The organism is Corynebacterium sp. AOP40-9SA-29 (genome assembly GCF_052377405.1).
GTDB lineage: Bacteria > Actinomycetota > Actinomycetes > Mycobacteriales > Mycobacteriaceae > Corynebacterium.
Genome location: NZ_JBQSWR010000002.1, coordinates 323759 through 348263, shown reverse-complemented (window position 1 = coordinate 348263; position 24505 = coordinate 323759). Strand labels below are relative to the sequence as shown.

The 24505-nt window shown below is 68.7% G+C and carries 24 protein-coding genes and 1 tRNA gene; 10 read left to right on the top strand and 15 right to left on the bottom strand.

The features are described 5' to 3' along the window. Positions 1-35 precede the first annotated feature (35 nt). Positions 36-2030, bottom strand: coding sequence for a thioredoxin domain-containing protein (locus ACT3SZ_RS06120; protein ID WP_444617484.1), 1995 nt, complete (start codon positions 2028-2030; stop codon positions 36-38). A gap of 76 nt (positions 2031-2106) precedes the next feature. On the opposite strand from ACT3SZ_RS06120, the gene ACT3SZ_RS06115 reads away from it, so the two are divergent. The 3 genes from ACT3SZ_RS06115 to ACT3SZ_RS06105 are packed head-to-tail and all read left to right on the top strand — an operon-like array spanning position 2107 to position 5701. Beyond that, entirely contained in the window at positions 2107-3495 is a 1389-nt protein-coding gene (locus ACT3SZ_RS06115; protein WP_444617482.1) for an FAD-binding oxidoreductase, read from the top strand. Continuing rightward, the gene (locus tag ACT3SZ_RS06110; RefSeq protein ID WP_444617480.1) at positions 3492-4898 is read left to right on the top strand and encodes an FAD-binding oxidoreductase; all 1407 of its coding nucleotides are present in this window, start codon (positions 3492-3494) and stop codon (positions 4896-4898) included. The genes ACT3SZ_RS06115 and ACT3SZ_RS06110 overlap by 4 nt, the downstream gene beginning before the upstream one ends. After that, positions 4895-5701 (top strand): RecB family exonuclease, encoded by an 807-nt coding sequence (locus tag ACT3SZ_RS06105; RefSeq protein WP_444617478.1) that lies wholly within the window; start codon positions 4895-4897, stop codon positions 5699-5701. The genes ACT3SZ_RS06110 and ACT3SZ_RS06105 overlap by 4 nt, the downstream gene beginning before the upstream one ends. Positions 5702-5718: 17 nt before the next feature. Here the strand turns inward: ACT3SZ_RS06105 and ACT3SZ_RS06100 are convergent, their stop codons facing one another. From ACT3SZ_RS06100 to ACT3SZ_RS06075, 6 genes are all read right to left on the bottom strand, one after another. Beyond that, positions 5719-6648 carry a Sir2 family NAD-dependent protein deacetylase gene (locus ACT3SZ_RS06100; RefSeq protein ID WP_444617476.1) on the bottom strand — a complete coding sequence of 310 codons (930 nt, stop codon included), beginning with the start codon at positions 6646-6648 and terminating at the stop codon, positions 5719-5721. 10 nt (positions 6649-6658) lie between these two features. Next, complete coding sequence (locus ACT3SZ_RS06095; RefSeq protein ID WP_444617474.1) at positions 6659-7459, bottom strand: DUF1266 domain-containing protein; 801 nt, start codon at positions 7457-7459, stop codon at positions 6659-6661. Between the two features lie 106 nt (positions 7460-7565). After that, positions 7566-9083: an aspartate ammonia-lyase gene (aspA, locus tag ACT3SZ_RS06090; RefSeq protein ID WP_444617472.1), complete on the bottom strand. Its 1518-nt coding sequence runs from the start codon at positions 9081-9083 to the stop codon at positions 7566-7568. Between the two features lie 54 nt (positions 9084-9137). Beyond that, positions 9138-9983: an ATP phosphoribosyltransferase gene (gene hisG / locus ACT3SZ_RS06085; RefSeq protein WP_444617668.1), complete on the bottom strand. Its 846-nt coding sequence runs from the start codon at positions 9981-9983 to the stop codon at positions 9138-9140. A gap of 50 nt (positions 9984-10033) precedes the next feature. Further along, positions 10034-10297 (bottom strand): phosphoribosyl-ATP diphosphatase, encoded by a 264-nt coding sequence (locus ACT3SZ_RS06080; RefSeq protein ID WP_301442571.1) that lies wholly within the window; start codon positions 10295-10297, stop codon positions 10034-10036. A gap of 69 nt (positions 10298-10366) precedes the next feature. Beyond that, positions 10367-11059: an HAD family hydrolase gene (locus ACT3SZ_RS06075; protein ID WP_444617470.1), complete on the bottom strand. Its 693-nt coding sequence runs from the start codon at positions 11057-11059 to the stop codon at positions 10367-10369. A 48-nt stretch (positions 11060-11107) separates the two neighbouring features. On the opposite strand from ACT3SZ_RS06075, the gene ACT3SZ_RS06070 reads away from it, so the two are divergent. Next, complete coding sequence (locus ACT3SZ_RS06070) at positions 11108-11926, top strand: thioesterase family protein (protein ID WP_444617468.1); 819 nt, start codon at positions 11108-11110, stop codon at positions 11924-11926. Positions 11927-11931: 5 nt separating this feature from the next. On the opposite strand, the gene ACT3SZ_RS06065 is transcribed toward ACT3SZ_RS06070, so the two are convergent. The 3 genes from ACT3SZ_RS06065 to ACT3SZ_RS06055 form a co-directional block, all read right to left on the bottom strand. Further along, on the bottom strand, positions 11932-12315 hold the full coding sequence (locus tag ACT3SZ_RS06065; protein ID WP_444617466.1) for a hypothetical protein: 384 nt from the start codon (positions 12313-12315) through the stop codon (positions 11932-11934). After that, positions 12312-13559, bottom strand: a complete 1248-nt coding sequence (mshC, locus tag ACT3SZ_RS06060; protein ID WP_444617464.1) for a cysteine--1-D-myo-inosityl 2-amino-2-deoxy-alpha-D-glucopyranoside ligase — start codon at positions 13557-13559, stop codon at positions 12312-12314. The genes ACT3SZ_RS06065 and mshC overlap by 4 nt, the downstream gene beginning before the upstream one ends. A gap of 61 nt (positions 13560-13620) precedes the next feature. Then, positions 13621-14448 carry an undecaprenyl-diphosphate phosphatase gene (locus ACT3SZ_RS06055; RefSeq protein ID WP_444617666.1) on the bottom strand — a complete coding sequence of 276 codons (828 nt, stop codon included), beginning with the start codon at positions 14446-14448 and terminating at the stop codon, positions 13621-13623. 192 nt (positions 14449-14640) lie between these two features. Here ACT3SZ_RS06055 and ACT3SZ_RS06050 point away from each other — a divergent pair, with 192 nt between their 5' ends. Together ACT3SZ_RS06050 and ACT3SZ_RS06045 are read left to right on the top strand one after the other, a co-directional pair. Beyond that, positions 14641-15768 (top strand): hypothetical protein, encoded by a 1128-nt coding sequence (locus tag ACT3SZ_RS06050; protein ID WP_444617463.1) that lies wholly within the window; start codon positions 14641-14643, stop codon positions 15766-15768. A 25-nt stretch (positions 15769-15793) separates the two neighbouring features. Then, entirely contained in the window at positions 15794-16900 is a 1107-nt protein-coding gene (locus ACT3SZ_RS06045; RefSeq protein WP_444617461.1) for a quinone-dependent dihydroorotate dehydrogenase, read from the top strand. Between the two features lie 25 nt (positions 16901-16925). Here ACT3SZ_RS06045 and ACT3SZ_RS06040 read toward each other — a convergent pair whose 3' ends face one another. Beyond that, on the bottom strand, positions 16926-17480 hold the full coding sequence (locus tag ACT3SZ_RS06040) for a YbhB/YbcL family Raf kinase inhibitor-like protein (RefSeq protein WP_444617459.1): 555 nt from the start codon (positions 17478-17480) through the stop codon (positions 16926-16928). Between the two features lie 207 nt (positions 17481-17687). On the opposite strand from ACT3SZ_RS06040, the gene ACT3SZ_RS06035 reads away from it, so the two are divergent. The 3 genes from ACT3SZ_RS06035 (at position 17688) to ACT3SZ_RS06025 (ending at position 19190) form a co-directional block, all read left to right on the top strand. Further along, a tRNA-Leu gene (locus ACT3SZ_RS06035) sits at positions 17688-17776 on the top strand. Positions 17777-17842: 66 nt separating this feature from the next. Next, entirely contained in the window at positions 17843-18517 is a 675-nt protein-coding gene (locus ACT3SZ_RS06030; protein ID WP_444617458.1) for a TVP38/TMEM64 family protein, read from the top strand. A 28-nt stretch (positions 18518-18545) separates the two neighbouring features. Beyond that, the gene (locus ACT3SZ_RS06025; RefSeq protein WP_444617456.1) at positions 18546-19190 is read left to right on the top strand and encodes a DNA-binding protein; all 645 of its coding nucleotides are present in this window, start codon (positions 18546-18548) and stop codon (positions 19188-19190) included. Here ACT3SZ_RS06025 and ACT3SZ_RS06020 read toward each other — a convergent pair. Genes ACT3SZ_RS06020 through ACT3SZ_RS06010 form a run of 3 tightly spaced genes read right to left on the bottom strand, consistent with a single transcriptional unit; the run spans position 19087 to position 21714 of the window. Continuing rightward, positions 19087-20379 carry an SPFH domain-containing protein gene (locus ACT3SZ_RS06020; RefSeq protein ID WP_444617454.1) on the bottom strand — a complete coding sequence of 431 codons (1293 nt, stop codon included), beginning with the start codon at positions 20377-20379 and terminating at the stop codon, positions 19087-19089. The genes ACT3SZ_RS06025 and ACT3SZ_RS06020 overlap by 104 nt on opposite strands. A 9-nt stretch (positions 20380-20388) precedes the next feature. After that, positions 20389-20826, bottom strand: coding sequence for an NfeD family protein (locus tag ACT3SZ_RS06015; protein WP_444617452.1), 438 nt, complete (start codon positions 20824-20826; stop codon positions 20389-20391). Positions 20827-20838: 12 nt separating this feature from the next. Then, positions 20839-21714, bottom strand: coding sequence for a DUF3097 domain-containing protein (locus tag ACT3SZ_RS06010; protein WP_444617450.1), 876 nt, complete (start codon positions 21712-21714; stop codon positions 20839-20841). A 25-nt stretch (positions 21715-21739) separates the two neighbouring features. Between ACT3SZ_RS06010 and ACT3SZ_RS06005 the strand changes: the two genes are divergently transcribed. Continuing rightward, on the top strand, positions 21740-22603 hold the full coding sequence (locus tag ACT3SZ_RS06005; protein ID WP_444617448.1) for a hypothetical protein: 864 nt from the start codon (positions 21740-21742) through the stop codon (positions 22601-22603). A gap of 39 nt (positions 22604-22642) precedes the next feature. Here ACT3SZ_RS06005 and ACT3SZ_RS06000 read toward each other — a convergent pair whose 3' ends face one another. Further along, positions 22643-24493 carry a DIP1281 family NlpC/P60 protein gene (locus ACT3SZ_RS06000; protein ID WP_444617446.1) on the bottom strand — a complete coding sequence of 617 codons (1851 nt, stop codon included), beginning with the start codon at positions 24491-24493 and terminating at the stop codon, positions 22643-22645. Positions 24494-24505: the final 12 nt, after the last annotated feature.

Below are 24505 nucleotides of genomic sequence, written 5' to 3'. Positions count from 1 at the left end.
CCGGACAGTGTAACGGGTCAACCGCGCCACGCTACTCACAGCGCCTCGGGGAGCCCGCACACCCCCGCCCGGCACACCTGCGCCACTGCGGCGGTGCCGTCAGACTCCCCGACCAGGCGCGCACCGTGGGCGACGTCCAATACCAGGCAGGACGTCCCCAGCTGGGTGCGCAGCGCGGTGACCTGCGTGCCGGACGCGCCGCGCACCGTGGCCTGCACCGGCCCCGCCAGGTGGCACTCCAGGGCGCACAACCAACCGCCGGCCTGCGCGAGGTGGCCCTCGACGATCCCGCGGTGGGCATCGAGGATGCGCCGGGCCTCCGCCGCCCAGCGCGAGCCCATGGTGCGCACGTCCGCGTCGTCCATCGACGTCGCCAGCGCCCCGGCGAAGCTCAATGCTTCGGCCAGCACCGCCACCGCCGAGGGCGTGGCCCCGTCGTAGGGGTCGCGGGGACGCACCCCGGTGGACGCCACGGGTGTGGCCGCGTCGTACCAGGTGCCCGCACCGCGGTGGAAGGTCACCTGCAGGTGACGGATCAGCTCGGAGACCGACCCCGTCACGTCCAACCCTCGGTAGGTCGGCCCCTGGTGCTCCCAGAGCCGCACGAGGGCCAGCAGCAACCACGCCCCGTCCTCCAAGGTGCCCGGGGCGTGCGGGGTGCCGGCGCACCGTAGGACGCCGCGAACTGTGCTGTCGCTGTCGCCCATTCCGGTATCCACGGCGTGGTGCCACAGCGCCAGGGTGGTGCGTGCCCCGGCCTCCGGATCGCCGGCCTCGGTGAGTGCGACCGCGGCCATCGCGTTCCACGCGGTGACGACCTTGCCGTCGACTGCAGGACGCGGCCGCCCGGCGCGCGCCCGGCGCAACTCCTCGCGCACCTCCGGCTCTAGGGGCAGGCCCTCGCGCCGGGTGAGCACCACCCGCCCGTCCACGTCGCCCTCGCCGGTCAGCCCGACGGACTCGAGTTCGCCGGGTGCCCAGGTGTAGGTGTAGCCCTCCACGCGGGTGCCGTCGACGACGGTGTCGGCGTCGAGTCCGCTGGCGAGTAGGTCGGGTGCATCAGTAGGCAGGTCGGCAGGCAGATCACGGCGAAGGAAGCCGCGGGTCAGTTCGCAGGCCTCGGCGGCCAGGGCGTCGTCGGGATGCTGCACCAGGTAGGCGGACAGGGCGCGCAGCAGCAGGGCATTGTCGTAGAGGGTCTTCTCGAAGTGCGGCACCGTCCAGTCACCGTCCACGCAGTAACGGTGGAACCCGCCGTCCACCGCGTCGAAGAGGCCCCCGCGCAGCATCGCGGCGACGGTACGTCCCACGATGTCGAGCACCTCGGTGGCGGCGTCCGGCGACTCGGTGCGCTCGGCCCAGCGCACCAGGCCCAGCAGTGCGGCGGCCGGCGGGAACTTCGGCGCCCCACCGAAGCCGCCGGTGGGGTGCTCTGCGGCGCGCATGCGCTGCACGATGCGGGTGGGCAGTTGCGTCGTTGCGTCCTGCGCGGCCCAGGAGGCGTCACTAGAAGCGTCACTCTCCTCTTCGCCGCCGGCGATCGCCTCGTTGAGCCGGGCGCTGATCTCGTCGACCCGGCCCCGCTCGGTCGTCCACGTGCGGGTGACCGCATCGAGCACCTGGGAGAACGAGGGGCGGCCCTGGCGTGGCTCCGGCGGGAAGTAGGTGTCGGCGAAGAACGGGCGTCCGTCCGGGTCGGTGAACACGGTCATGGGCCACCCGCCCTGGCCGCTGAGCGCCACCGTGGCCTGCATGTAGTAGGCGTCCACGTCCGGGTGCTGCTCGCGATCGACCTTCACCGCCACCATGGTCTCGTTGATGATCCGGGCGATCCGCGGGTCGCTGAAGGACTCCTCAGCCATCACATGGCACCAGTGGCAGGTGGCGTAGCCGATGGACACCAGCACGGGCACATCGCGCTCGCGGGCCTCGGCGAAGGCACGCTCACCCCAGGGTTGCCAGTGGACCGGGTTGTCGGCGTGGGCAAGAAGGTACGGGGACGACGATCCGGCGAGTGCGTTGCTGTGCATGCACACCACGGTAACCGTGACGGCGGGCGAGCACCGGCAGAACACCGCCAGGACACCGGCTACTACAGTGACGGGAATGAGCCTTCCCGATCTTGCCGAACTCACCGCCCAGCTGACCGGCTCGCTGAGCACGGACCCCGACGTGCTCGCCACCCACTCTTCCGACGAGGCGCTGTACAGCCCGGTCGGCACACCGCTGGCCCTGGTGCGTGCGGTGGACGTCGACGATGTCGTCGCCACGATGCGTTTCGCCCACGCCCATGGCGTCCCCGTGGTGCCGCAGGGCGCACGCTCGGGGATCTCCGGGGCGGCCAACGCCGTCGAGGGTGGCATCCTGCTCTCCCTGGCGTCGATGACCCACGTGCTGGAGGTTGACGAGGCGAATATGACCGTCACCGTGCAGCCCGGCATCATCAACAAGGACCTGAAGGACGCGCTGCGCCCGCGTGGCCTGGCATACCCGCCGGACCCCGGCAGCTACGCGATGTGCTCCATCGGTGGCAATATCTCGACCAATGCCGGCGGCATGTGCTGCGTGAAGTACGGCGTGACCCGCGAGTACGTCCGCGAACTCACCGTGGTGCTCGCCGACGGGACGGTGACCCGCCTGGGACACCGCACCGTCAAGGGCGTGGCCGGTCTCGACCTCGCCAGCCTGTTCACCGGCTCCGAGGGAACCCTCGGGGTGATCGTGGAGGCAACGCTGAAGGTCGTGCCCCTGGGGGCGGACCCGCTGAGCGCGCTGGCCACCTTCCCCACCGTGCGCGCCGCCGCCGAGGCCGTCTCGGCCTATATGGCGACCGGTGCTGCGCCGTCGCTGCTGGAGATGATGGACGCCGCCACCATCGCCATGGTCAACGACCTCGGCGACTTCGGGCTCGACGCCTCCGTCGGCGCGGTGCTGATCATGCAGTCGGACGCCACCACCGCCGCCGACGACACCGAGGCCTTCGCCGCCGTCGCCGGTGAGCACGGGGCGATCGACGTGGCCTTCGCCGACAACGCCGTGGACTCCGAACTCCTCGTCGCCGCCCGGCGCTCCGCCCAGCCCGCCTGGGAGCACTACGCCCGCGCCCACGGCGGCGGACAGCTCCTCGACGACGTCTGCGTGCCGCGCTCCCGCATGGCGGAGTTCTGTGACGGTATCGAGGACGTGCGCACCGCCACCGGCGCCCAGGTCACCGTGATCGGCCACGCCGGCGACGGCAACATGCACCCGTCAGTTTTCTTCGACACCTCCGACGAGGCCTCCGTCGCCGCCGCGCAGGACGCCTTCGACCGCATCATGGCGCTGGGCCTCGAACTCGGCGGCACCATCACCGGCGAGCACGGCGTCGGCAACCTGAAGAGTCACTGGCTGGCCACCGAACTCGACGAGGGCAGCCGACGCCTGCACCGCGATATCAAGGCCGCCGTGGACCCGACCGGGATCCTCAACCCCGGCAAGATGCTGGAGCACCTGTGACGGACACTGCTACTGGTCTCGATACTGGTCTCGCCGAGCTGCGCGGCCGGCTCACCGGCTCGCTGAGCACCGACGCCGACGTCCTGGCGTCCTACGCCACCGACCAGTCTGCGCACCGCGCCGACGGCGCGGCACTGGCCCTCGTGCGCGCCGGGTGCGTCGACGACGTGGTCGCGACCATGCGTTTCGCCCACGCCCTCGGCGTCCCCGTGGTGCCGCAGGGTGCGCGATCCGGGCTGTCCGGTGGCGCATGCGCGGTGGACGGCTGCATCCTGCTGTCCGTGGCCTCCATGGACCGGGTGCTGGAGGTCGATGAGGCGAATATGACCGTCACCGTGGAACCCGGCATCATCAACAAGGACCTGAAGGACGCGCTGCGTCCCCGCGGTCTCGCCTACCCGCCGGACCCAGGATCGGTGGCGATCTCCTCGGTCGGCGGCAATATCGCCACCAACGCTGGCGGCATGTGCTGCGTGAAGTACGGCGTGACCCGCCAGTACGTCCGCGAGATCTCCGTGGTGCTCGCCGACGGCACCCTCACCCGGCTGGGCCAGCGCACCGTCAAGGGCGTGGCGGGCCTGGACCTGGTGTCCCTGCTCACCGGGTCCGAGGGAACCCTCGGGGTGATCGTGGAGGCTACTTTGAAGGTCGTGCCCTTAGGGACCGACCCGCTGAGCGCGCTGGCTACGTTCCCCAGCGTCGGTGCCGCGGTGCAGACCGTGGCCGCCTACATGGCGACCGGGGCGTCCCCGTCGATGCTGGAGATGATGGACGGCATGACCATCGGGCTGCTCGGTGAGGTCGGTGACTTCGGGCTGGACGCTTCCGTGGGCGCCGTGCTGCTCATGCAGTCGGACGCCACCACCGCCGCCGACGACACCCGCGCCTTTGCCGCCGTCGCCGAGGCCCACGGCGCGGTGGACGTCGCCTTCGCCGACAACCCGGTCGACTCCGATCTGCTCGTCTCCGCCCGGCGTGCCGTGCAGGTTGCCAATGAGCGCTACGCCTCCACCCACGGCGGCGGGCAAATGATCGACGATGTGTGCGTCCCGCGCAGTCGGCTGGCAGACTTCTGCGCCGGCGTGGAGGCCATCCGCGACGACACCGGAACCTCCGTGGGTCTGGTCGCCCACGCCGGCGACGGCAACGTCCACCCCTCGGTGTTCTACGACCTCGCCGACGAGGCCTCCGTCGCCGCGGCAACCACCGCCTTCGACCGCATCATGGCCCTGGGCCTGGAACTCGGCGGCACGATCACCGGCGAGCACGGCGTCGGCGCGCTGAAGGCCGCCTGGCTGCCCTCCGAGATCGACGCGGGCAACCGCGCCCTGCACCGCGCGGTCAAGAGCGCCCTCGACCCGACCGCAATTCTCAACCCCGGAAAGATGCTGGAACACCTGTGAGCCGCCGTCCCCTCGCCCTGTCCCCGTCGCGCGTTGGCGACTACCGCCAGTGCCCGCTGCTCTACCGGCTGCGCGCCATCGACCGCCTGCCCGAACCGAGTACCGTCGCCCAGGTCAAGGGCACGCTCGTGCACGCCGTGCTCGAGGACCTGCACGGCATGCCGCGCGAGGAACGCACCTACCCGGCGGCGGTGAAGATGCTCTCCCCGCACTGGACGCAGATGAAGGCAGAGGACCCACAGCTCGACGAGCTGGTGCCCGAGGACACCACCATGGACTTCCTCGTGGAGGCCCGTTCCCTGGTCAAGGGGTACTTCCAGATGGAGAACCCGGGCGGGTTCGACGCCGACTCCGTGGAGAAGTTCGTGGACACCACCCTGCCCAATGGTGTGCCGGTGCGCGGGTTCATCGACCGTGTCGATGTGGCCCCCACCGGCCAGGTCCGGGTGGTCGACTACAAGACCGGCAAGAAACCCATCCCCCGGTTCTCTGCGCAGGCGGTGTTCCAGATGCGTTTCTACGCGCTGGTGTGGTGGCGCCTGTTCGACCACATCCCCGAGCAGCTGCGCCTGATGTACCTGAAGGTGCAGGATGACATGGTGCTCTCCCCCACCCCGGCGGAACTCAACTACGTGGAACGCGACCTTGGCGATCTCTGGTCGAGGATCGGGGCCGACGCACGCAGTGGGAACTTCGCGCCGAAGACCTCGAAGCTCTGCGGCTGGTGCACCTTCCAGTCCATCTGCCCCGCCTTCGGCGGCACCCCGCCGGAGTACCCCGGGGTGCCGGAGGAGTTTGCCTGAGGAGTTCGCCTGAGCGCTCAGGAGAGGTCGAGAGCGTCGAGCAGCGAGAGGAACGCCGGGGCCACCGGGGTGCGCCACAGCACGTCGGCCCGGCGGTCGGCGCGGCCCGGCCCTCCGTTGATCACCGCGACCGTCTTGCCCTGGCGCGCGGCGTCCAACGCCAGGCGGTACCCGCTCATCACCGCCAGTGACGAGCCGACGACCAGCAGGCTGGACGCCGCGTCCAGCATGGCGCTCGCACGGTGCTTGCGCTCGGCCGGCACCGGCTCGCCGAAGTAGACGACGTCCGGCTTGAGCAGGATACTGCCGCACCGCCGGCACCCGGCCATGCGGAACTCGCGGACGTGGGCTTCGTCGAGGCTGACGTCGCCGTCCGGGTTGACCTGTGAGGGGTCCAGCCGGATGCTCTCGGCGTAGCCCGGGTTGAGTTCCTCCAGTCGGGCGTCCAACGACGGGCGGTCCTCGAGGTGCCCGCAGTCCAGGCAGGTCACCCGCGCTAGGTCCCCGTGCAGGCTGAGCAGGTTGTGCGAGCCGGCGGCGGCGTGCAGTCCGTCGACGTTCTGTGTGACCACCCCGGTGACCAAACCCGCCTGCTCAAGCTCGACGAGCGCGTAGTGGGTGAGATTAGGCCGTGCGGCGGCCATACGACGCCAGCCGACGAAGGAGCGCGCCCAGTAGCGGTGTGAGGCGTCCGGGTCGTGGCGGAACTCCTGGTAGGTCATCGGCCGGTGGCGGGTCAACGACCCCGACGGGCCGCGGTAGTCTGGGACCCCGGAATCCGTGGACACCCCGGCACCGGTGAGTACCAGCGCCGGGGTGGCGCGCAGCTGCGTGGTGACCGCCTGCAGTGCCTCGTCCTGCGGGGTGGGTGTGGCGGTCTCGTCGACGACCCGGGCGATCGAGCGTAGTGCGGACCGATGGACCGGGGTCACGAGGTCAGGGAGCATGACCGCCAGGTTACCCCTGCAGGTTCAGGCGGAACCACGGCGAGTCCGGGTGGTTCAGGGCCAGGGCGGTGTCCTGGACCATGCGGTGGCAGGAGTCGTCGAGCCGGCCGTCGGACACCGCCCTGCCGACGACCACGCCGTCGGCGTAGTCCGCCCAGTTGTCGTAGGAGTCCTGTGCCATCGCTAGTGCGCGGCTCAGCGGCCCGGCGCACTGCTCTTCCGTGAGCAGTCCCCCACCGTGGGCCAACCACAGCAGGTGCACGGCGACGGAGATGTCCCAGGCGCAGATGTCCTGCGGCGGGGTCGGGGGAAGAGCCTGATGTGCCTCGGGCTGCAGGAAGGGCACGATCACGTGGTGGGATTCGGGAGCAACCGGGCCAAGCACCGTATGGGCCGCCGGACGCTCCGACCACGGGGTGGCGCACAGGTCAACCAGGGTGCCGTGTTGTGACTGATAGGCGGGGTCCCCGGCACTAGAGAGCCGGTGGTCGACGGCCTCGAGGGCATCATCGCCGGAGCGGATGCCGAAGACGCGGGCCAGGTGATGGCGGTGGGTCTCGCCGGGGTCGACGACGAAGATCTTCTGGAACCCCGCGTTCGGGGGGTGTGCGGCGGCGGGGCCGTCGAGCACCCGGCCCTCGGTGAGTCCGTGGGGCAGGCTGAGGGCCCATGATCGGGCCGAGTCGTCCGACCTCCCCTCGTCCCGGACAACGGCGACGTGTCGCCGTGACCAGGGAATTTCCCCCAGTGCTGATCGGTAGCTCGGTATGGTGTTGTTGGTGCTGGCAGTGGTGTCGGCAGGGTTTGTCACGCCCATAATATTAGTCATGAAAACCAATCGTGTGGGCGCAGTGTGGTATCTCACCCCCGACTGGGGACACCTGGGGAACACCCCCGTAGTGAGGCGGTGCCCGGTGTCAGTTGTCGTAGAGCTTTCCGCGCCACACCGGGTGCAGCAGGTTCTCCTTGCTCAACACCTGGTCGACGGTTTCGGCATCGAGCAGCTCGCGCTCCAGTACGACCTCGCGCACCGACTTTCCGGTCCGCGCGCACTCCTTGCCGACCAAGTCGCCGTTGTGGTGGCCGATCAGCGGGTTCAGGTAGGTGACGATACCGATGGAGTGCTCCACGTAGGAACGGCACACCTCCTCGTTCGCCGTGACACCGACCACGCACAGCGTGCGCAGCGTGGTGCAGGCGCGGGCGAGCAGACGGATCGACTCGAACAACGACTGCGCGATCACCGGCTCCATCACGTTGAGCTGCAGCTGGCCGGCCTCCGCGGCCATCGAGATGGTCACGTCATTGCCGAAGACCTTGAAGCAGATCTGGTTGACGACCTCCGGGATCACCGGGTTCACCTTCGCCGGCATGATCGACGACCCCGCCTGACGCTCCGGCAGGTTGATCTCGTTGAGCCCGGCACGCGGGCCCGAGGACAGCAGGCGAAGGTCGTTGCAGATCTTCGACAGCTTCATCGCCACACGCTTAACCACCGAGCTGGCATTGACGTACGCGCCGGTGTCGCTGGTGGCCTCGAGGAGGTCATTGGCCGAGACAATGTCCAGGTCGGTGACCTCACGCAGCGCCTCGATGACCTCGGCGCGGTAACCGGAGTGGGCGTTGACACCCGTGCCGATCGCCGTACCGCCGAGGTTGACCTCCAGCATGAAACCGGCGGCCCGATCGAGCTGGGACTGCTCCTCCGACAGGTTCTGGGCGAAGGCGGTGAACTCGTCGCCCAGGCTCACCGGCACGGCGTCCTGCAGCTGGGTACGGCCCATGGTGATCACGTCACGGAACTCGTCGCCCTTATTCGAGAAGGCGCGCTCCAGCGCGCTGAGGTGACGGATCAGGTCCTGGAAGGCCGTGTGGATGCCCAGGCGGAAGCCCGTCGGGTAGGCGTCGTTGGTGGACTGACCCATGTTGACGTCATCGTTGGGGTTGATCACGTCATAGCTGCCCTTGGGCTTGCCGAGGTACTCCAAGGCGAGGTTGGCCACGACCTCGTTGACGTTCATGTTTGTCGACGTGCCCGCGCCACCCTGGTAGACGTCGATCGGGAACTGGTCCATGCACCGGTGGTCGAGCAGGATCCGGTCACACGCCCAGACGATCGCGTCGGCCTTCCAGGTCGGCAGGGTGTGCAGGCGCTGGTTGGCCAGCGCCGCCGACTTCTTGACCTGCACCATGCCGCGGATGAACTCCGGCAGCTGGTTCAGCGTGGTCCGCGAGATCTGGAAGTTGTCCACCGCACGCAGTGCGTGAACACCGTAGTAGGCGTGCTCGGGCACCTGCATGGTGCCCAGCAGATCCTCCTCGGTGCGGAACGTATCGGCGGCGTGGGCGCTGAGCGAATGTGTCTCAGCCGCTGTGATCAGCTGGGTCGAGGACGTGACCGGTGAAGACTCGGGGCGGTACTCGGGGACGGTCATGGGAGGTCGTGGCCTTTCGGGAAAAGGGGTGAAAGGGATAAAAGGGGCAGAGGGTCAGATTCGGGCGATGCGGATGTCGCTGGCGAGGATCGCCTCGGCACCCAGCGCCGAGAGATTGTCCATCAGGGTATTGGCATCCTTGCGCGGCACCATGGCGCGCACCGCCACCCAGTTGTCCTGGGCCAACGGGGAGACCGTGGGTGCCGACAGGCCCGGGGTGACCGCGGCGGCGCTGTCGAGGATGTCGCGGGAGCAGTTGTAATCGAGCATCACGTAGTTACGGGCGTGCAGGATGCCCTCGATGCGCTTGAGCAGCACCTGCTGACGGTCGTCGACAGGCGCACCCCGACGCCCCACGACGACCGCCGTCGAGCTGATCACCGGGTCTCCGAAAGGACGCAGACCCTGCTGGCGCAGCGTGCGGCCGGTGGACACCACATCGGCGATGGCGTCCGCCACGCCGAGGCGGATCGAGATCTCCACCGCGCCGTCCAGGCGCACGACGGTGGCGTCGATGCCCCGGGACTCCAGGTCGCGGCGCACGAGGTTCGGGTAGGATGTCGCGATGCGGCGTCCTTCCAGGCCCGCCACCGTCCACTCCTGGTCGGCGGGGGCGGCGTAACGGAACGTGGAGTCGCCGAAGCCGAGCTCGAGGAGCTCCTCGGTCTCCTCACGGGTGTCGGCGGCCAGGTCCCGGCCGGTAATGCCCATGTCCAGGTGGCCGCTGGCCACGTAGATGGCGATGTCCTTGGGGCGCAGGAAGTAGAACTCGACACCGTTCTCGGCATCGACCACGGTCAAGGACTTGGAGTCGCCGCGGCCCGGGTAACCGGCCTCGGAGAGGATATCCGTGGCGGTCTCCGAGAGCGAGCCCTTATTGGGGACCGCGACACGCAGCAGCTCGGGTTGGGTGCTTTCTGGATTGCTCACTGGATTACTCACGCCGCCTCTCAGAGGAACTTGTAGATGTCGGCAGGGTTCAGGCCGCGACCGACCATCACAACCTGCAGCCAGTAGATCAACTGGGAGATCTCCTCGGAGAGCTCGTCGTCGGACTGGTATTCCGCAGCGAGCCAGACCTCACCGGCCTCCTCGACAATCTTCTTACCCTGGAAATGCACCCCGGCGTCGAGTGCCTCCACGGTTCCGGAGCCGGCGGGGCGATCCGCGGCGCGCTGGGACAGTTCCTCAAACAGGGAGTCGAAGTTCTTCACGGCACTCATTCTGTCACAGAGCTGCACTCCCGCGCCGATGTGGTCACCCCGACCGCTCACCCCACCAGCTCACCGCACCCGGGTGCGACCGAGCTGCTCCCAGAAGCCGCGCAGGTCGTCGACGGCCAGTCCCCCGAGATTCGGCTCCCCACCACGCAGCGCCGCCACCGGCACCGCGCCGGCCGGCACTACCGTCCCGTCGGCCGGCAGGCCTACGACCCGGCACCCTGCGGCGACTGCCGAGGTCATGCCGTTGGTGGAGTCCTCCATCACCAGGCAGTCGTCGGGGGCCAGGCCCAGCCGGTCGGCAGCCAATAGATACGGCGTGGGATCGGGCTTGCCCGTGGCGACCTCGTCGCCGCACACCGAGTCGACGAAGAATTCGTGGCCGATCGACCCCAGCGCCTGGTTCGTCAACGTGCGGAACGTATTCGTCACCACCATCATCGGAAGACCGGCGCGGTGGCCCTCGGCCAGCAGGTCGGCGACCCCGGGACGCAGCTCCAGACCCTTGGCGAAGAGGGCGGAGACATGGTTGTAGAGCCAGGTGATCCACCCGTCGACCTCGTCGTCGGAGGGCTCCAGCCCGGCCCACTGGGCGATCAGACGCACCGTGCCGTCGGCGGTGCCGCCCACCGTCGACTCCCGGACCTCCGGGGTCAGATCGCGGCCCATCGCCGTGGCCATCGCATACGTCGCTTCACCCCACAGCGGTTCGGTGTCGACGAGTGTGCCGTCCATGTCCCAGAGAATCGCCTTCATTCCTCCCATCATGCCCGCCAACGTGACCGGCCGATACAATCGCCCTCCATGACCTCCGTCACTCCTGCCTACTTCGAGCCAGCCGCCGTGACCACCGACGATCTCGGGACCACCTGGACCGACTACGTCGCCACCGCGCACACCGTGAGCCCCTGGGGCCCGGACCTGCAGCACGGCGCTCCCCCGTCCGCCCTGGTCACCCACGTCCTCGAGCAGGCCGCACCGCAGGGAGGACGCCTCGTACGCGTCACCACCGAACTGCTCGGTGCCGTGCCGGTGGCACGGCTGCGCACCACCGCCAGGGTCGTGCGCCCGGGTCGCCGGATCAGCTACCTGGAGGCCATCGTCACCGATACTTCCGGCCGCGAGGTCGTGCGTGGCAGTGCGTGGTGGATAAGGACGGCCGACACCACCGCCGTGGAGAACCCGCAGGTGCCCAGCGCCGCAGAGATGCTTCCCCGCGATCGGTGCACCGACGCCACCGAGTTCCTCGAGGCCTGGGCGAGCCCCTACATCGACACGATCGAGATGTACGGCTCAGGAAGCCAGGCCTGGATACGCAGCACGATCCCCGTCGTCGCCGGTGTCCCCGACTCCCCCTGGACCGCCCTGATGGCCGTGGCGGATGCCACCAACGGCGTCGACCGCGTCCTTGACCCGCGCGAGTGGCAGTTCATGAACACCGACCTCACGGTGTCGCTGCACCGCCTGCCTGGGCAGGGTTGGGCCGGCGACGGGTGGACCGGAGTGCACGCCGAGGCCAACCTCGGACCCGACGGGATCGGGCTGACCATCGGACGCCTCCACGACGCCCGCGGCCCCCTCGGCTCGACGAACCAGTCGCTGCTGCTGCAGCCGGTCGGATGAGCTAGCTACTCCTGCTCGATGATGCTGTCGAGGTCGTCGAGCACCTCGTGGGAGTCCGCGCCGACCTCCTCGCACAGCACGGTCACCAGCGCACGGAAGTCCTCGACCTCCTCGTCCTCGTAGACCGCGCCGGCGTGCCGGTCGCTGAGGGCACGCAGGGCGTCGTGCGCGGAGATGACCTGCAGCACGACCTCCCCGGTCGGGTCGGCGCGCACGCCGGAGACCAGGCGGTGCAGGATCTCGGAGGCTTCGTCGACCACGGACTCCGGGAACGGGGCCTCCCAGAACTCCCGGTCCTCGTCGCGCAGGTAACTGCCGGTGGCCATGGACCGCAGATTTCCGATGAATTCCTGACGGGCCGCGTCGGTCGCGGCGACGAACTCGCTCACAGTGCCACCCCCAGCAGGGCCGCGCACACGGTGCGCAGCGTCGGTGCGTCCGGTTCCGGTGTCTCGTTGCTCCCGGCATCACTCCAGGCGATACACCAGGAGTCGAGCAGGCGCAGGACGCCCGGAGTGTCCAGGTCGTCGGCGAGTGCGGCGCGCACCGCGGTGACGGTCTCGGCGTCCAGTGCGGCGTCCGCCGCCGTGCGCCAGTGCGCCAGGCGCTGCTCGGCGCGGGCGAGCACCGCGTCCGACCAGTCGCGGTCGTTGCGGTAGTGCTCCTCGAAGAGGCCCAGACGGATCGCCGCCGGGTCGTGGCCCTGCTCCGTCAGGCGGGAGACGAACACCAGGTTGCCCAGCGACTTGCTCATCTTCGTGCCGTCGAGACCGATCATGCCGGTGTGCACGTAGTGCCCGGCCATACGCTCCACACCGTGGGCGGCCTCGGCGTGGGCCGCGGAGAACTCGTGGTGCGGGAAGCGCAGGTCGCTGCCGCCGCCCTGGACAGCGAAGGAAGCGCCCAAGCGGTTGGTGGCGATGGCGGAGCACTCCACGTGCCAGCCGGGACGTCCGGCGCCGAAGGGCGACTCCCAGGCGGGCTCGCCGTCGCGGTGGACGCGCCAGACCAGTGCGTCCATCGGGTGCCGCTTGCCGGGACGCTCCGGGTCGCCGCCACGCTCGGCGAAGAACTGGGCCATCGTCTCGGCGTCGTAGCGCGACTCGTAACCGAACTGCTCGGTGAAGGTGTAGTCGACGTAGACGTCGGGGAACTCGTCGTCGAGACGGTAGGCGGCACCGGAGGCGAGCAGACGCTCCACCATGTCGATGACCTCATCGACCGACTCCATCGCGCCAATGTAGTCGCGCGGCGGAAGCACGGAGAGGGTCTCCATGTCCGAACGGAAGAGGTCGATCTGGCTATCGCCGAGCTCGCGCCAGTCCACCCCGTCGCGCTCGGCCCGCTCGAACAGCGGGTCGTCGACGTCGGTGATGTTCTGCACGTAGTGCACGCCGTGACCGTTGTCGAGCAGCTGGCGGATCGCCAGGTCGAAGGTCACATAAGTGGCGGCGTGGCCGAGGTGGGTGGAGTCGTACGGGGTGATCCCGCAGACGTAGACACCGACCTCGCCGGAGGGGGTCAGGGTGCCGGTGTCGACCGGCAGGACGCGGTCGGCGGCGGTGTCGTGGAGAGAGAGTGGGACACCGTCACCGGCGAGGGTGGGGACGTCGGGGGTGGGCCAGGAACGCATGGGGCCTGAGTCTAGTCACCCCGGTCGCAGCAACGTGCCACCGGTGGGGCCGGTGTGGGGATCAGGCGTTGATCATGCCGGTGGCCAGCAGGATCAGCACGATCACACCCACCGGGATACGCCACAGAGCGAACCAGGCGAAGGAGTGGTTGGCGACGAACTTCAGAAGCCAGGCGATCGAGACATAGCCCAGGATGAAGGCGATGGCGGTGCCCACGACCAGCTGGGGTGCGCTGGCGGCCTGCCCGGCGGCGGGGTCGAAGGCGTCCGGCAGGCTGAACAAGCCGGACGCCAGGACGGCGGGGATGGCCAGCAGGAAGGAGAACCGGGTGGCGACCTCACGGTCGAGGTTGAGGAAGAGGCCGGCGGACACCGTGGCACCCGAGCGGGACACCCCGGGGATCAGCGCCAGGCACTGGGCGAAGCCCATGAGCAGGGCGTCCTTCATGGTGAGCTTGTCGTAGCTGCGCTGGTGGGTGCCGACCTTCTCCGCCCAGATGAAGACGAAGGAGAACAGGATCAGCACGATCGCGGTGATCCACAGGTTGCGTAGGTTGTCGCGGATGAGGTCCTTGGCGAGGAAACCGATCAGACCGACCGGGATCGTCGCGGCGATGACCATCCAGCCCATGCGGTAGTTCTGGTTGTCGCGCTTGGCCGGGTCGAAGACGCCGGCGAACCAGGCCGACAGGATCATCCATATGTCCTTGGCGAAGAAGACGAGCACCGCCAGCTCGGTACCCAGCTGGATCACGGCGGTGAAGGAGGCGCCCGCGTCCTCCCCCCAGATCAGCTGGGAGACGATGCGCATGTGCCCTGAGGAGGACACCGGCAGGAACTCGGTGAGCCCCTGGACGATCGAGAGGATGATGGTCTGCAACCACCCCATGTCGGTGGTGGTGACGACGTCGCCGGCGTCGGAGGCGAGATGTGAGGAAAACTCCATGGCTGACGAGAGTACCTTGCCGCGACCCCGTCATCACTTCGTCGTCACTTCGCGATCACTTCGCGACAGCCCCCCGCCTAGACACCGGCTGGACACCGACTGGAGTCCCACACCGCGTGTAGTAGCGTAATTGGCGTGAGAAGCCTGTTGACACAGCCGCGGATGAGCCCGGCCAAGCCCCTGACCGTCGCGGCCCTGGCCATGGTGCCGCTGGTGACGTTGTCGGGGTGCGCCGAGCAGATGATCGGGACCGACGGTTCCGAGGACGGCGAGACCGTGGTCGGCGTCGCCGCCGAGCCGCTGGACTCCCCCGACATCTCCGACGACGCCGACGTGACCGGCACGCTCGACTCCGGCGAGGCGCTGCTGGGCCTGGTCCGCGCCGGCGTGGGGACGTCCGTCACCGAAGACTCCCCCGCCCCCATCGCCGCGCTGGAGCAGGGCCGTCTGGTGATCGGCCCGTTGGAGGACGTGGCGTCCGGCTCCGCGCCGTCGGTGGACGTTGACGACACGTGCACAACGTTGACCGGTGCGGTCGACGGCCTCGTCCTGGGCTGCGGGACGACCGTGCGCATCCTCGACGCCGAAGGCCAGGAGGTCCGCAGCTTCGAGGCCCCCGGCGACGTGACCGCCGCCGCGGTGCACCCCGATGGCAAGGTGGCGTTGACCGTGGAGTCCGACAGCGACGTCCACTGGTTCGACGCCGACGGCGAGGAGACCAACTCCGAGGACATGACCGCCACCGGCAGTTCCATGCAGCTCGTCGGCAATACCCGCAACGCCGATAGCGAGGACGGTGACGCGGAGTGGCGCGCCGCGCTTATCGATGCGCAGCAGACCAGCGTCACCGACATCAACATCGCCGATGAGTCGCGTGTGGCCGCGCTGCGCATCGGCCAGGGCGTGGGGACGGTCTCCGCCGGCACGCAGCCCGACGGGGTGCTCGTCGCCTCCGACGCCCGTCGTGGCCAGGCGCTGGTCTACACCCTCACCGACGTCATCCGGCACACCCAGGCGGTGCCCACCGGCGAGGGCGCGTGGGCGGTGCTGTGGGACTCCGAGCGTGAGGTCATGTGGGTGTCCACCACCGGCGACAACATGCTGACCGGCTACGATCTGTCCACCGGCACACCGGAGGAGGTCGGCCAGGTGCCGACGACCTCGGACGTACGCCACATCATCGACGACGGTAGCGGCGACCTGCTGCTCGTCGCCGCCGACGGGACTCGTGAACTCATCCCCGCCGACGACCTCCCCAGCTAGATCTCCCGAGAGGACACCAGACTCCATGACTACCTTCCGTGCCTTCCGCGGGGCCGTCTACGACTCCTCCCTGCGTGTGCTGTTCACGCTGCGAGCTGAGCGCATCCACGGGCTGATGACCTCTGCGCTGTCCGTGGCGGCCCGGTCCGCCGCGGCGCGTGCCGCACTGCGTCGCTGCTTCGTGGTCACCGACCCGGTGCTCGCCCAGACTGTCGCCGGGGTCCGTTTCCCTCGCCCGTTGGGCTTGGCCGCCGGCTTCGACAAGAACGCCACCGAGGTCGACGTGTGGGGCCCGCTCGGATTCGGTTCGGCCGAGGTCGGCACCGTCACCGCGGTGCACCAGCCGGGTAACCCGACCCCTCGTCTGTTCCGCCTTCCGGCCGACCGGGCACTGCTTAACCGGATGGGCTTCAATAACGACGGTGCGCTGGCCGCGGCCAAGCGCCTGGGGACCCGCGTCTCTCCCGAGCCGGTGGGAGTGAACCTGGGCAAGACGAAGAACACGCCGGCGGAGTGCGCTCCGGCCGACTACTTCGAGTCCGCCCGCGCCGTCGACGATGTCGCCGACTACCTGGTGATCAACGTGTCCTCGCCCAATACCCCTGGGCTGCGCGACCTGCAGGCCGTGGAGAGCCTGCGGCCGATCGTGGAGTCCGTGCGCCAGGTCAGCGACCGGCCGCTGTTCGTGAAGATCGCCCCCGACCTCACCGACGAGGACGTGGACGCGGTCACCGACATGGCCCTGGAGTTCGGCCTCACCGGCCTGATCGCCACCAATACGACCATCAGCCGGGACAACCTCGCCACCGGAGCCTCCGACGTGAAGGCGCTCGGTGCCGGCGGGATCTCCGGTGCCCCGGTCGCCGAACGGGCGCTAGAGGTGTTGCGCCGTATCCGGCAGCGCGCCGGTGACCGTCTCGTCCTCATCGGCGTCGGCGGCATCGAGACCCCGCAGCAGGCGTGGGAACGCATCGGTGCCGGGGCAACCCTGCTGCAGGGCTACACCGGCTTCATCTACGGCGGCCCCGACTGGATCCGGGACATCCACCTCGGGATCGCCCGCCAGGTGCGCGCGCACGGTCTAACGAACCTCTCCGAGGCCGTTGGCGCCGAACTGCCCTGGAAGGACTAGTTAGTCCGGCGGGGTGGTCGGCCGCCTAGTTCTCGGCCCAGCCCCAGAGCAGGCCACGGGCGGTGGCCGTGAAGTTCAGATTGAAGCCAAGGATCGTCGGGGTGGAGCGATCGTTGATCTCCAGGAACTGCGGGAGGGCATGCACGGCGAAGATGTAGCGGTGGGGACCGTGACCGGCCGGGGGCATCGCACCGTAATAGCCGCGGCTACCAGAATCGCCCGGCAGGGCCATTGCCCCGTCCGGCAGGCCGGCGAGCTCGGCGTCGCCGGTGCCGGCCTCCAAGGAGGTGACCGAGGCCGGGATGTTGAACACTGCCCAGTGCCAGTAGCCCGAGGTCGTCGGCGCATCAGGGTCGTAGCAAGTCACCGCATAGGACACCGTCCCCTCCGGCGCGCCCGACCAGGACAACTGCGGAGAAACGTCGCTGCCGCCCAGCTGAGCGGAGGGCAGGCGATCGCCGTCGTTGAAGTCTGCGCTGGAGAGCTCCAGGCGCGGCAGGTCGGTCAAGGGGGCGTAGGGATCCGCCGCGGGAAACCGGTCGTCGAGATACGTGGGCTGGTGGTGGGTCGTGTCACTCATGGCAACCAGTATGCCGCAGTGTTTTGTGCCCCGCAGAAAGACTCTGAAGTCATAGTCTGTGACGGGCCGTCTCGGGACGTGATCTGCCCGCCGAGCTGGGCATTTTATGCAGATTTGTCACCGCGGCGCGGACTCGTTATAGTTACCGGAGTGCGACGGACACAGGGTTGGATATCAACCGCAACCGTGTTCGGCGTCCGCATCCATGTCCGGGTGGCGGAATGGCAGACGCGCTAGCTTGAGGTGCTAGTGTCCTATTAACGGACGTGGGGGTTCAAGTCCCCCTCCGGACACCACAGAGAAGGCCCACTACGGTGGGCCTTTTCTTCGTTTCAACTGACCCTCGCGAAGGCGTACCCGATATGTCCAGAGACCACCTGCTCCCCTTCGCCGGGCTCGTGACTCTGGGGATCTCCGTCATCGTCGCGGCCGTGCTCCTTCCCACCCCGGACCTCGACACGGTGCGCACCACCGTTGAAAACAGCGGGAGCATCGCGTGGGTGACCTTCCTGGCCCTGATGGTCGGGGCCACTCAGCTGCCTGTCCCCCGCACCATCTGGACGGTGTCTGCTGGCGTGCTTTTCGGTCCCCTCATCGGCAGCGTGCTGGCTCTGATTGGCATGGCTCTATCGGTGACACTGTCGCTTCTCCTCGTGCGTTGGATCGGCGGTCCGGCCGTGCGTCGTGCCGAGACTATGCCGCGCGTGCGCGCTCTGCAGCGTGCCCTGGAGGCCCGCGGCTGGCTCGCGGTGCTCGGGCTGCGCATGGTCCCCCTGGTCCCCTTCAGTCTGCTGAACTACGCCTGCGGGCTGAGCCGCATCCCGCTGGTGTCCTGCGTGCTGGCGACCGTGGTTGGCTCCGCCCCGCTCACCGTCGCCCTCGTGGTCTCCGCGGACACACTGGCCGGTGGTGGCGAACCGTGGTTCCTGGTGCTCAGCGTGGTGCTCGCTGTGGTGGGGCTGGCTCTCACCGCCGGTGCACTTCGTGGCGTGCGGGCTGAACTTTCTGCGGCAGAAAGCACACCGGTCAAGCCCTGACAGTAGACACATCTGTAGTGTGGCGGTCATGTACTCCGTCCACGCCACATACCGCGGAACATCCCTCCGGCGGGCCGACTATGTCCGACAGGTCGCCGACGCCCTGGGGAACGCCCACAACGTCGTCGACGTCCGCCTCCAGGGGCCCGGCGAACTCGCCGTCCTCGCCGACGACGCGGACAGCGCCTCGGGCGTGGTGATGAACCTTATCCAGGCCGGCGACTTCGCCATCGGGATTGGTGCCGTGGTCGGCGGGGACGGCGAGGCAGACGGGCGGGAGGACGCGCCGGACGCCGTGATGCGCGATCAGCTCGTGGCCGCGTCCGGCCGCGCGGTGCGAGGTTCCCGACGTGCGGGCATGATCAGCGCCAGGGTCGAGCAGGCCGGACCCGGAGGTGTACAGGCTGCGGGGCGGGGTGCGGACGTGGCCGGGGACATCGCTGCGGCATTCACCCTGGTCTCCCACGTACTGAGCCGCCGCACCGCCGAAGGGCGGGAGGCGACGGCTCTGGTCCGGCAGGGCCACCTTCAAAGTGAGGCGGCGGAGATGCTGGGCATCTCGAAACAGGCTATGTCTCAGCGTCTTTCTGCTGCGGGTTGGCAGGCTGAGCAGGCTGGTTGGCTTCTGGCTGTGCATATGTTGGCCAGGACGGAGACTCTTCCTCTTGGGTGATCGCCGCCGCTGACTCCTCGGTCGCAGCGGAGGATGCGGCGGACGCGGAGGACGCGGCGGACGGAGATGTCGAGGATGGGGTGGGAATGTCGGTCGGTTCGTCGACCGAGCGGTTGGCCACCGCATTGGCCTCGGCCACGGCCTTGGCGATCTCGGGGGCGGACTCGGTGTTGAACCAGTTCTCCGAGGTCGTCTCGTTGGCGACGTCGCGGAAGGACTCGTCGACCGGGGTCGGCTCGTAACGGAAGGTGCCGTCTTCGTCCTTGTTGGCGAAGGCCTTTGCGAACTGCTCCAGGGAGTCGCCGAATTGCATCGGCAGCATCCACACCTTGTTCGCGTCGCCCTGCGCCATCTCCGGGAGCTTCTCCAGGTACTGGTAGGACAGCACCTCCGGGGTGACCTGGGAGGATTTGATGGCGGCGGTGACCTTCTGGATCGCCTTCGCCTGACCCTGCGCCTCGAGGTACTTCGCGGCACGCTCACCCTCGGCGAGCAGCATGCGCGCCTGTCGCTCGGCCTCGGCCGAGAGGATCTGGGCGTGCTTGTCACCCTCGGCGCCGAGGATCCGGGCCTGCTTCTTACCCTCGGCGGTCTTGATGTCCGACTCGCGCTGGCCCTCGGCGGTGAGGATCATGGCGCGCTTCTCACGGTCCGCCTTCATCTGCATCTCCATGGACTGCTGGATGGAGGGCGGCGGGTCGATGGCCTTGAGCTCCACGCGGCTGATGCGCAGGCCCCAGCGGGTGGTGGCGGCATCCAGCTCGCCGCGCAGCCGACGGTTGATCACGTCACGGGAGGTCAGTGTCTCCTCCAGCGTCATGCCGCCGACGACGTCACGCAGCGTGGCCACGGAGATCTGCTCGACGCCGATGATGTAGTCGTTGACACCGTAGATCGCCCGTGCGGCGTCGTTGATCTGGAAGGTCACGACGATGTCGATGGCCACGGTCAGGTTGTCCTGCGTGATCACGGCCTGGGGCGGGAACGACACGACCTGCTCACGGGTGTCCACCCGGTCGCGGACCCGGTCGATGAAGGGCACGAGGATCGTCAGCCCGCCGGACACCGTCCTGGTGTAGCGGCCGAGTCGCTCGATGACCGCCGCCTCCCCCTGCGGGATCAAGGCCACGGACTTGAATAGGGCTACTGCGACGAGGATGACGAGGAGGATCAGAAGGATCGAGATCATCTCCACGGGTCACACTCCTTTCCACACCACGGCTGTGGTGCCGTCAATGGAGACGACCTGCACACGGTCCCCTTCACTGAATGAGGACCCGGGGTGTGCCGCCCGGGCTGACCAGATCTCGCCGGCGATGCGCACCTGGCCCGACGAGTTTTCGGAGGTGACGTCGGTCAGGACCTGCGCCGGCTGCCCCTCGAGTTCCTTGGTGGTGAACTCCCGGACCTCGCCCTGGGCGATGTAGCGGCGCCGTAGCACCGGGCGCAACAGCAGTAGCGTGGCCGCGGAAGAGACCCCGAAGACACCAACCTCCGCCCATACCGGGATGTCCGCGAAGGCGACCCCGGCGGTGGTGAGGGCGGCGACCGCGAGCATCAGCAACGTGAAGTCCATGATCAGGAATTCGCCGACCGCGAGGACGGCCGCTGCAATCAACCAGATAATCGGGCCCATGCCCGCAGAATATCAGTTCGCGGGGTTCCCGGGTTCTGTGACGAAGTCCACGAGACGCTCGACAGCCCCGATGAGGGTGGCGTCGAGATCCCGGAATGTGCGCACCTTGGAGTACACGTGCCGCCACCCGTCGGTCGGCGTCCCCCACCCCAGACGCTGGCATACGCCGGTCTTCCAGTCCTCCCCGTAGGGCACCTTCGGCCAGGCGCTGATGCCGACGGTCGCCGGCTTCACCGCCTCCCAGATGTCGATGTAGGGGTGACCGGTCACCATCACGTCCGGTCCGAGACCCTGGGTCAGCCGGGTCTCCTTGGAGCCTTCCACCAGGTGGTCGGCGAGTACGCCGACCCGCCTGCCAGGCCCCGGACGGAACTCCTTGAGCATGGCGGGGAGGTTGTCGAGGCCTTCGATGAACTCCACCACGACACCCTCCACGCGCAGGTCGTGGCCCCATACCTGCTCGACGATGGCGGCGTCGTGCAACCCTTCGACCCAGATTCGCGAGGGGGCGGCAACCTTGGCACGTACGTCCTGGACCCTGCGCGAGCCCGAGTTCGAGCGCTGCTGGTCCTGGGGCGTCTGCGACGGGGCCACATAGCGAGTGAGGGTGACCGGCCGGCCGTCGACGAGGAAGCCACCGGGACGCAACTTGAACAGACGGTCCCGGCCATGCCGGTCTTCCAGCCGGACGAACTGGCCGTCGTAGGTCTTCTCGAAACCGACGACGGCGCCGACCCAACCCCCGTCGGCGACCTCGACGACGGTGCCCGGCTTCGCGGGCAGTTCCGGAGCCGGTGGGGCCTGGCGGGCGCGGTGGCCCCCGGCTGCCCCCTGTCCGTCTCCGGAACCCCCGAGGATGTCACGGCCGTACCTGTCGTTGAAGCTCATGGGCTCCAACTCTAGGCTAGGTGCAATGTCGTCCAGAAACCCCGCCGGTGACGCCACCGGCACAAGGCGGGCCACCCCGCTGCGCGAACAACTGTGGTCCCCGGTGCAGAACACCACCGTCTGGCTCGGATGGTGGCTGCACGGCCTCGTTTCCGCCGATGACGTCATCGACGCCTTCCAGGACGTCCAGGGCCCGGCGCACTCCCTGATCGTCGACCCCGGCGGCGACGACCCCTTCGCCGGACGCTTCGACGACCGCGCCACCGGCCTGGTCGACCTGCTGCACGCCGTGCGCGAGGTCACCCGCGACCTCCCCGTCGAGCTGTCCTCGCGTCCCCTCGTCGGACTCGTCCTCGCCGGGCCCGGCGACCCGCCGGCACTGCCCGCGGGAAGCCGCGGGGCGGCCGCGGTGTCACGAGCCGGAGCCGGCATCAGCATTGCCGACGCCGACCCGCTCATCACCCATGTCCTCGTCCCCACGGTCGTGGACAATTCCCTGGTGCAGTGGGTGTGGTACCAGTGCGAAGGTCGCGTGCGCGCCGGCGAGTTCTACGGCCCCGGTGAGGCGGACACCCGGCTGCGCGAGGCGACGGAGGCCGCGGCCGCACTCGTCGAAGCGTCCGGCACCGGGACGGTGCGCCACCACTCCCCGCGTCTGGCCGTCGGAGCGCTGAGCGACTTCTTCGGTTTGCCCGGACTTCCGTCCGGGGTCTCGCCGCGCGCGGAGAAACTGATGGCCCGCGCCGACGTGGTCGCCTCCGTCATCGAGGTCACCCGCGCGACCGACCACGGTGCCTCTCTCGACCCGCAGCTGCTGCCGCTGTCCGGGGCGGTGCGCACAGCGAGAATCACCGCAGTCGATCACGCAATGCGTGAACTCCTGCGGTGATTTCTCGGTGTAGCCGGTGTAGCCGGTGTAACCGGGGTGCTACTCGATCATGCGCACGGCCATCGGCTCGATCCCGTCCCAGCGGACCGGCGAGACCTTGACCACGTCGCCGGACTGCGGGGCTTCGAGCATCGTCCCGTCGCCCAGGTAGAGCGCCACGTGGGAGCTTCCGCCAATACCCCAGAAGAGCATGTCGCCACGCTTAGCGTCGCCGACCGGGACCTGGTTTCCGGAGGTGTACTGGTAGCCCGAATACTTCTCCAACTGGATGCCGGCCGCGGCGAAGGAGTAGACCATCAGGCCGGAGCAGTCGAAACCGACCTTGGAGTAGTCGCCGTGAGAGTCGGCGACACCGCCGTCGCGCACACCCATGGTGGGACCGTCGGCGTTACCGCCGCCCCAGGCGTAGGTCACGCCCAACTGGCCCATGCCGCGCTCGATGACCCGCTCGATCTGCTCCTCGCTGGTACCGGAGGAGTCCGGCTCCGCCGGCTGCTCGCCCTCACCGGGGTTGATCTCCGGCAGGATGCCTTCCTCGCCCTCGATGCCCTCTGCACCTTCGACACCTTCAGTGCCTTCTGCGCCTTCCGTGCCCGCGGGCAGGTTCGCGTAGGCGTTCGCGGCGGACTCACGACCGGCGTTGGCAGCAGCCTCGAGGGCCCCATCCGGGTCCCCGGAGAGGTGGGAGTTGATACCGGCGTATGCGGCATCGCCAGCGGCACCAATAAGCCCGTCGATGGCAGCCTGCCTCAACGCGTCACCTTCGGTGCTGCCCTCGAAGCTCCCCGGGATCGACTCGATGTCGGGGATCTCCGCGGCTTCGTCGGCCTCGTCTGTTTCCTCCGGGACGTCGTCGACGAGTTCATCGTCGAGCGGCTCCTCGGTTACCGCTTCCTCACCAGTGGCTTCATCCGTGGCGACCTCTGCGTCCTCGGTGACCTCTTCAGCCGCCTCTTCGGGTGCCTCGTCAGCGAGCGGAGCAACCGGCCCGGCGACCTCGTCGCTCTCACCATTGCCGTCGTCGACGTCGACCTTCGTGTCAACGGTGGGCGTCGACTCGACGTTGTCGACGGCCGCCTCGGCGGCACGGCGCTTGTCGAAGGAGCTGGCACCGGCGTTCTCGGAGACCTTGTCCACGGCCTTCTTCGCGGCCGCAAGACGTGACTGGGCATCAGACAGCGTGTTCTTGACGCGTTCCAGTTCCGCGGACTTCTCCGAGATCGTGGACTGAGCGTCGGTGTAAGCCTTCTGTGCCGAAGAGTGAGCGTCCCGCGCTGCGGTGACGAGACCGTCGGCGTCATCGCGGGAGACGCGCAGTGAGGACTCCTCGTTGGCAGCCTGCGTGCGAGCGAGATCGAGCTTGTCGATGTCGGACTGCTGCTTCTCAGCTGCCATCCGCATGTACGTCGCCCGGTCGATCGTGTCGCCCGTGGCATCCGAACCGGAGGCCAGGGCGATCGGTGCCGAGTCGCCGCCGCGGGTGTAGGCCGAGCGCGCGAGTTCGTCGAGGGTGGACTGGGCGTCCTTCACCTCGGAGTCGGAGCCATCGAGACGGCTGCGCGCCTCGGTGACGTTGTCCTGTGCCTCCTGGGCTGCGCGCTGGCTACGGTCAACGTCGACGCGTGCCTTGTTCACCGACTCGCGGAGCCCACCGAGCTCGAGTTCCAGGGAGGACACCTCACCCTCAGTTGAGGAAACGGTGCCGACAAGGTCAGCGAGGTAGGCCTCGGCGGTCTGGTCTTCGGCGCTCGAGGCGCTGTCGGACGGGGCGGCGACGGCAGTGGCGGCGGGGACGGCGAGTCCTGCGGCCACCGCGAAGGACAGCAGCGCCCGAGTGGACCGGACGGTCGACCTGCGGGCGGTGCCGCGGGTTTTCAGCCTAAGTGCCACGGTGAGTCTCTC

Bases quoted from the DNA above. Each gene is read 5' to 3' on its own strand.
- ACT3SZ_RS06010 (WP_444617450.1), bottom strand. From the start codon at position 21,714: ATGAGCTTCAACGACAGGTACGGCCGTGACATCCTCGGGGGTTCCGGA.
- ACT3SZ_RS06015 (WP_444617452.1), bottom strand. From the start codon at position 20,826: ATGGGCCCGATTATCTGGTTGATTGCAGCGGCCGTCCTCGCGGTCGGC.
- ACT3SZ_RS06100 (WP_444617476.1), bottom strand. From the start codon at position 6,648: ATGCTCCCTGACCTCGTGACCCCGGTCCATCGGTCCGCACTACGCTCG.
- mshC (WP_444617464.1), bottom strand. From the start codon at position 13,559: ATGCGTTCCTGGCCCACCCCCGACGTCCCCACCCTCGCCGGTGACGGT.
- ACT3SZ_RS06120 (WP_444617484.1), bottom strand. From the start codon at position 2,030: ATGCACAGCAACGCACTCGCCGGATCGTCGTCCCCGTACCTTCTTGCC.
- ACT3SZ_RS06115 (WP_444617482.1), top strand. From the start codon at position 2,107: ATGAGCCTTCCCGATCTTGCCGAACTCACCGCCCAGCTGACCGGCTCG.
- ACT3SZ_RS06020 (WP_444617454.1), bottom strand. From the start codon at position 20,379: ATGATCTCGATCCTTCTGATCCTCCTCGTCATCCTCGTCGCAGTAGCC.
- ACT3SZ_RS06005 (WP_444617448.1), top strand. From the start codon at position 21,740: ATGTCGTCCAGAAACCCCGCCGGTGACGCCACCGGCACAAGGCGGGCC.
- ACT3SZ_RS06030 (WP_444617458.1), top strand. From the start codon at position 17,843: ATGTCCAGAGACCACCTGCTCCCCTTCGCCGGGCTCGTGACTCTGGGG.
- aspA (WP_444617472.1), bottom strand. From the start codon at position 9,083: ATGACCGTCCCCGAGTACCGCCCCGAGTCTTCACCGGTCACGTCCTCG.
- ACT3SZ_RS06025 (WP_444617456.1), top strand. From the start codon at position 18,546: ATGTACTCCGTCCACGCCACATACCGCGGAACATCCCTCCGGCGGGCC.
- ACT3SZ_RS06055 (WP_444617666.1), bottom strand. From the start codon at position 14,448: ATGGGGTGGTTGCAGACCATCATCCTCTCGATCGTCCAGGGGCTCACC.
- ACT3SZ_RS06070 (WP_444617468.1), top strand. From the start codon at position 11,108: ATGACCTCCGTCACTCCTGCCTACTTCGAGCCAGCCGCCGTGACCACC.
- ACT3SZ_RS06040 (WP_444617459.1), bottom strand. From the start codon at position 17,480: ATGAGTGACACGACCCACCACCAGCCCACGTATCTCGACGACCGGTTT.
- ACT3SZ_RS06075 (WP_444617470.1), bottom strand. From the start codon at position 11,059: ATGAAGGCGATTCTCTGGGACATGGACGGCACACTCGTCGACACCGAA.
- ACT3SZ_RS06045 (WP_444617461.1), top strand. From the start codon at position 15,794: ATGACTACCTTCCGTGCCTTCCGCGGGGCCGTCTACGACTCCTCCCTG.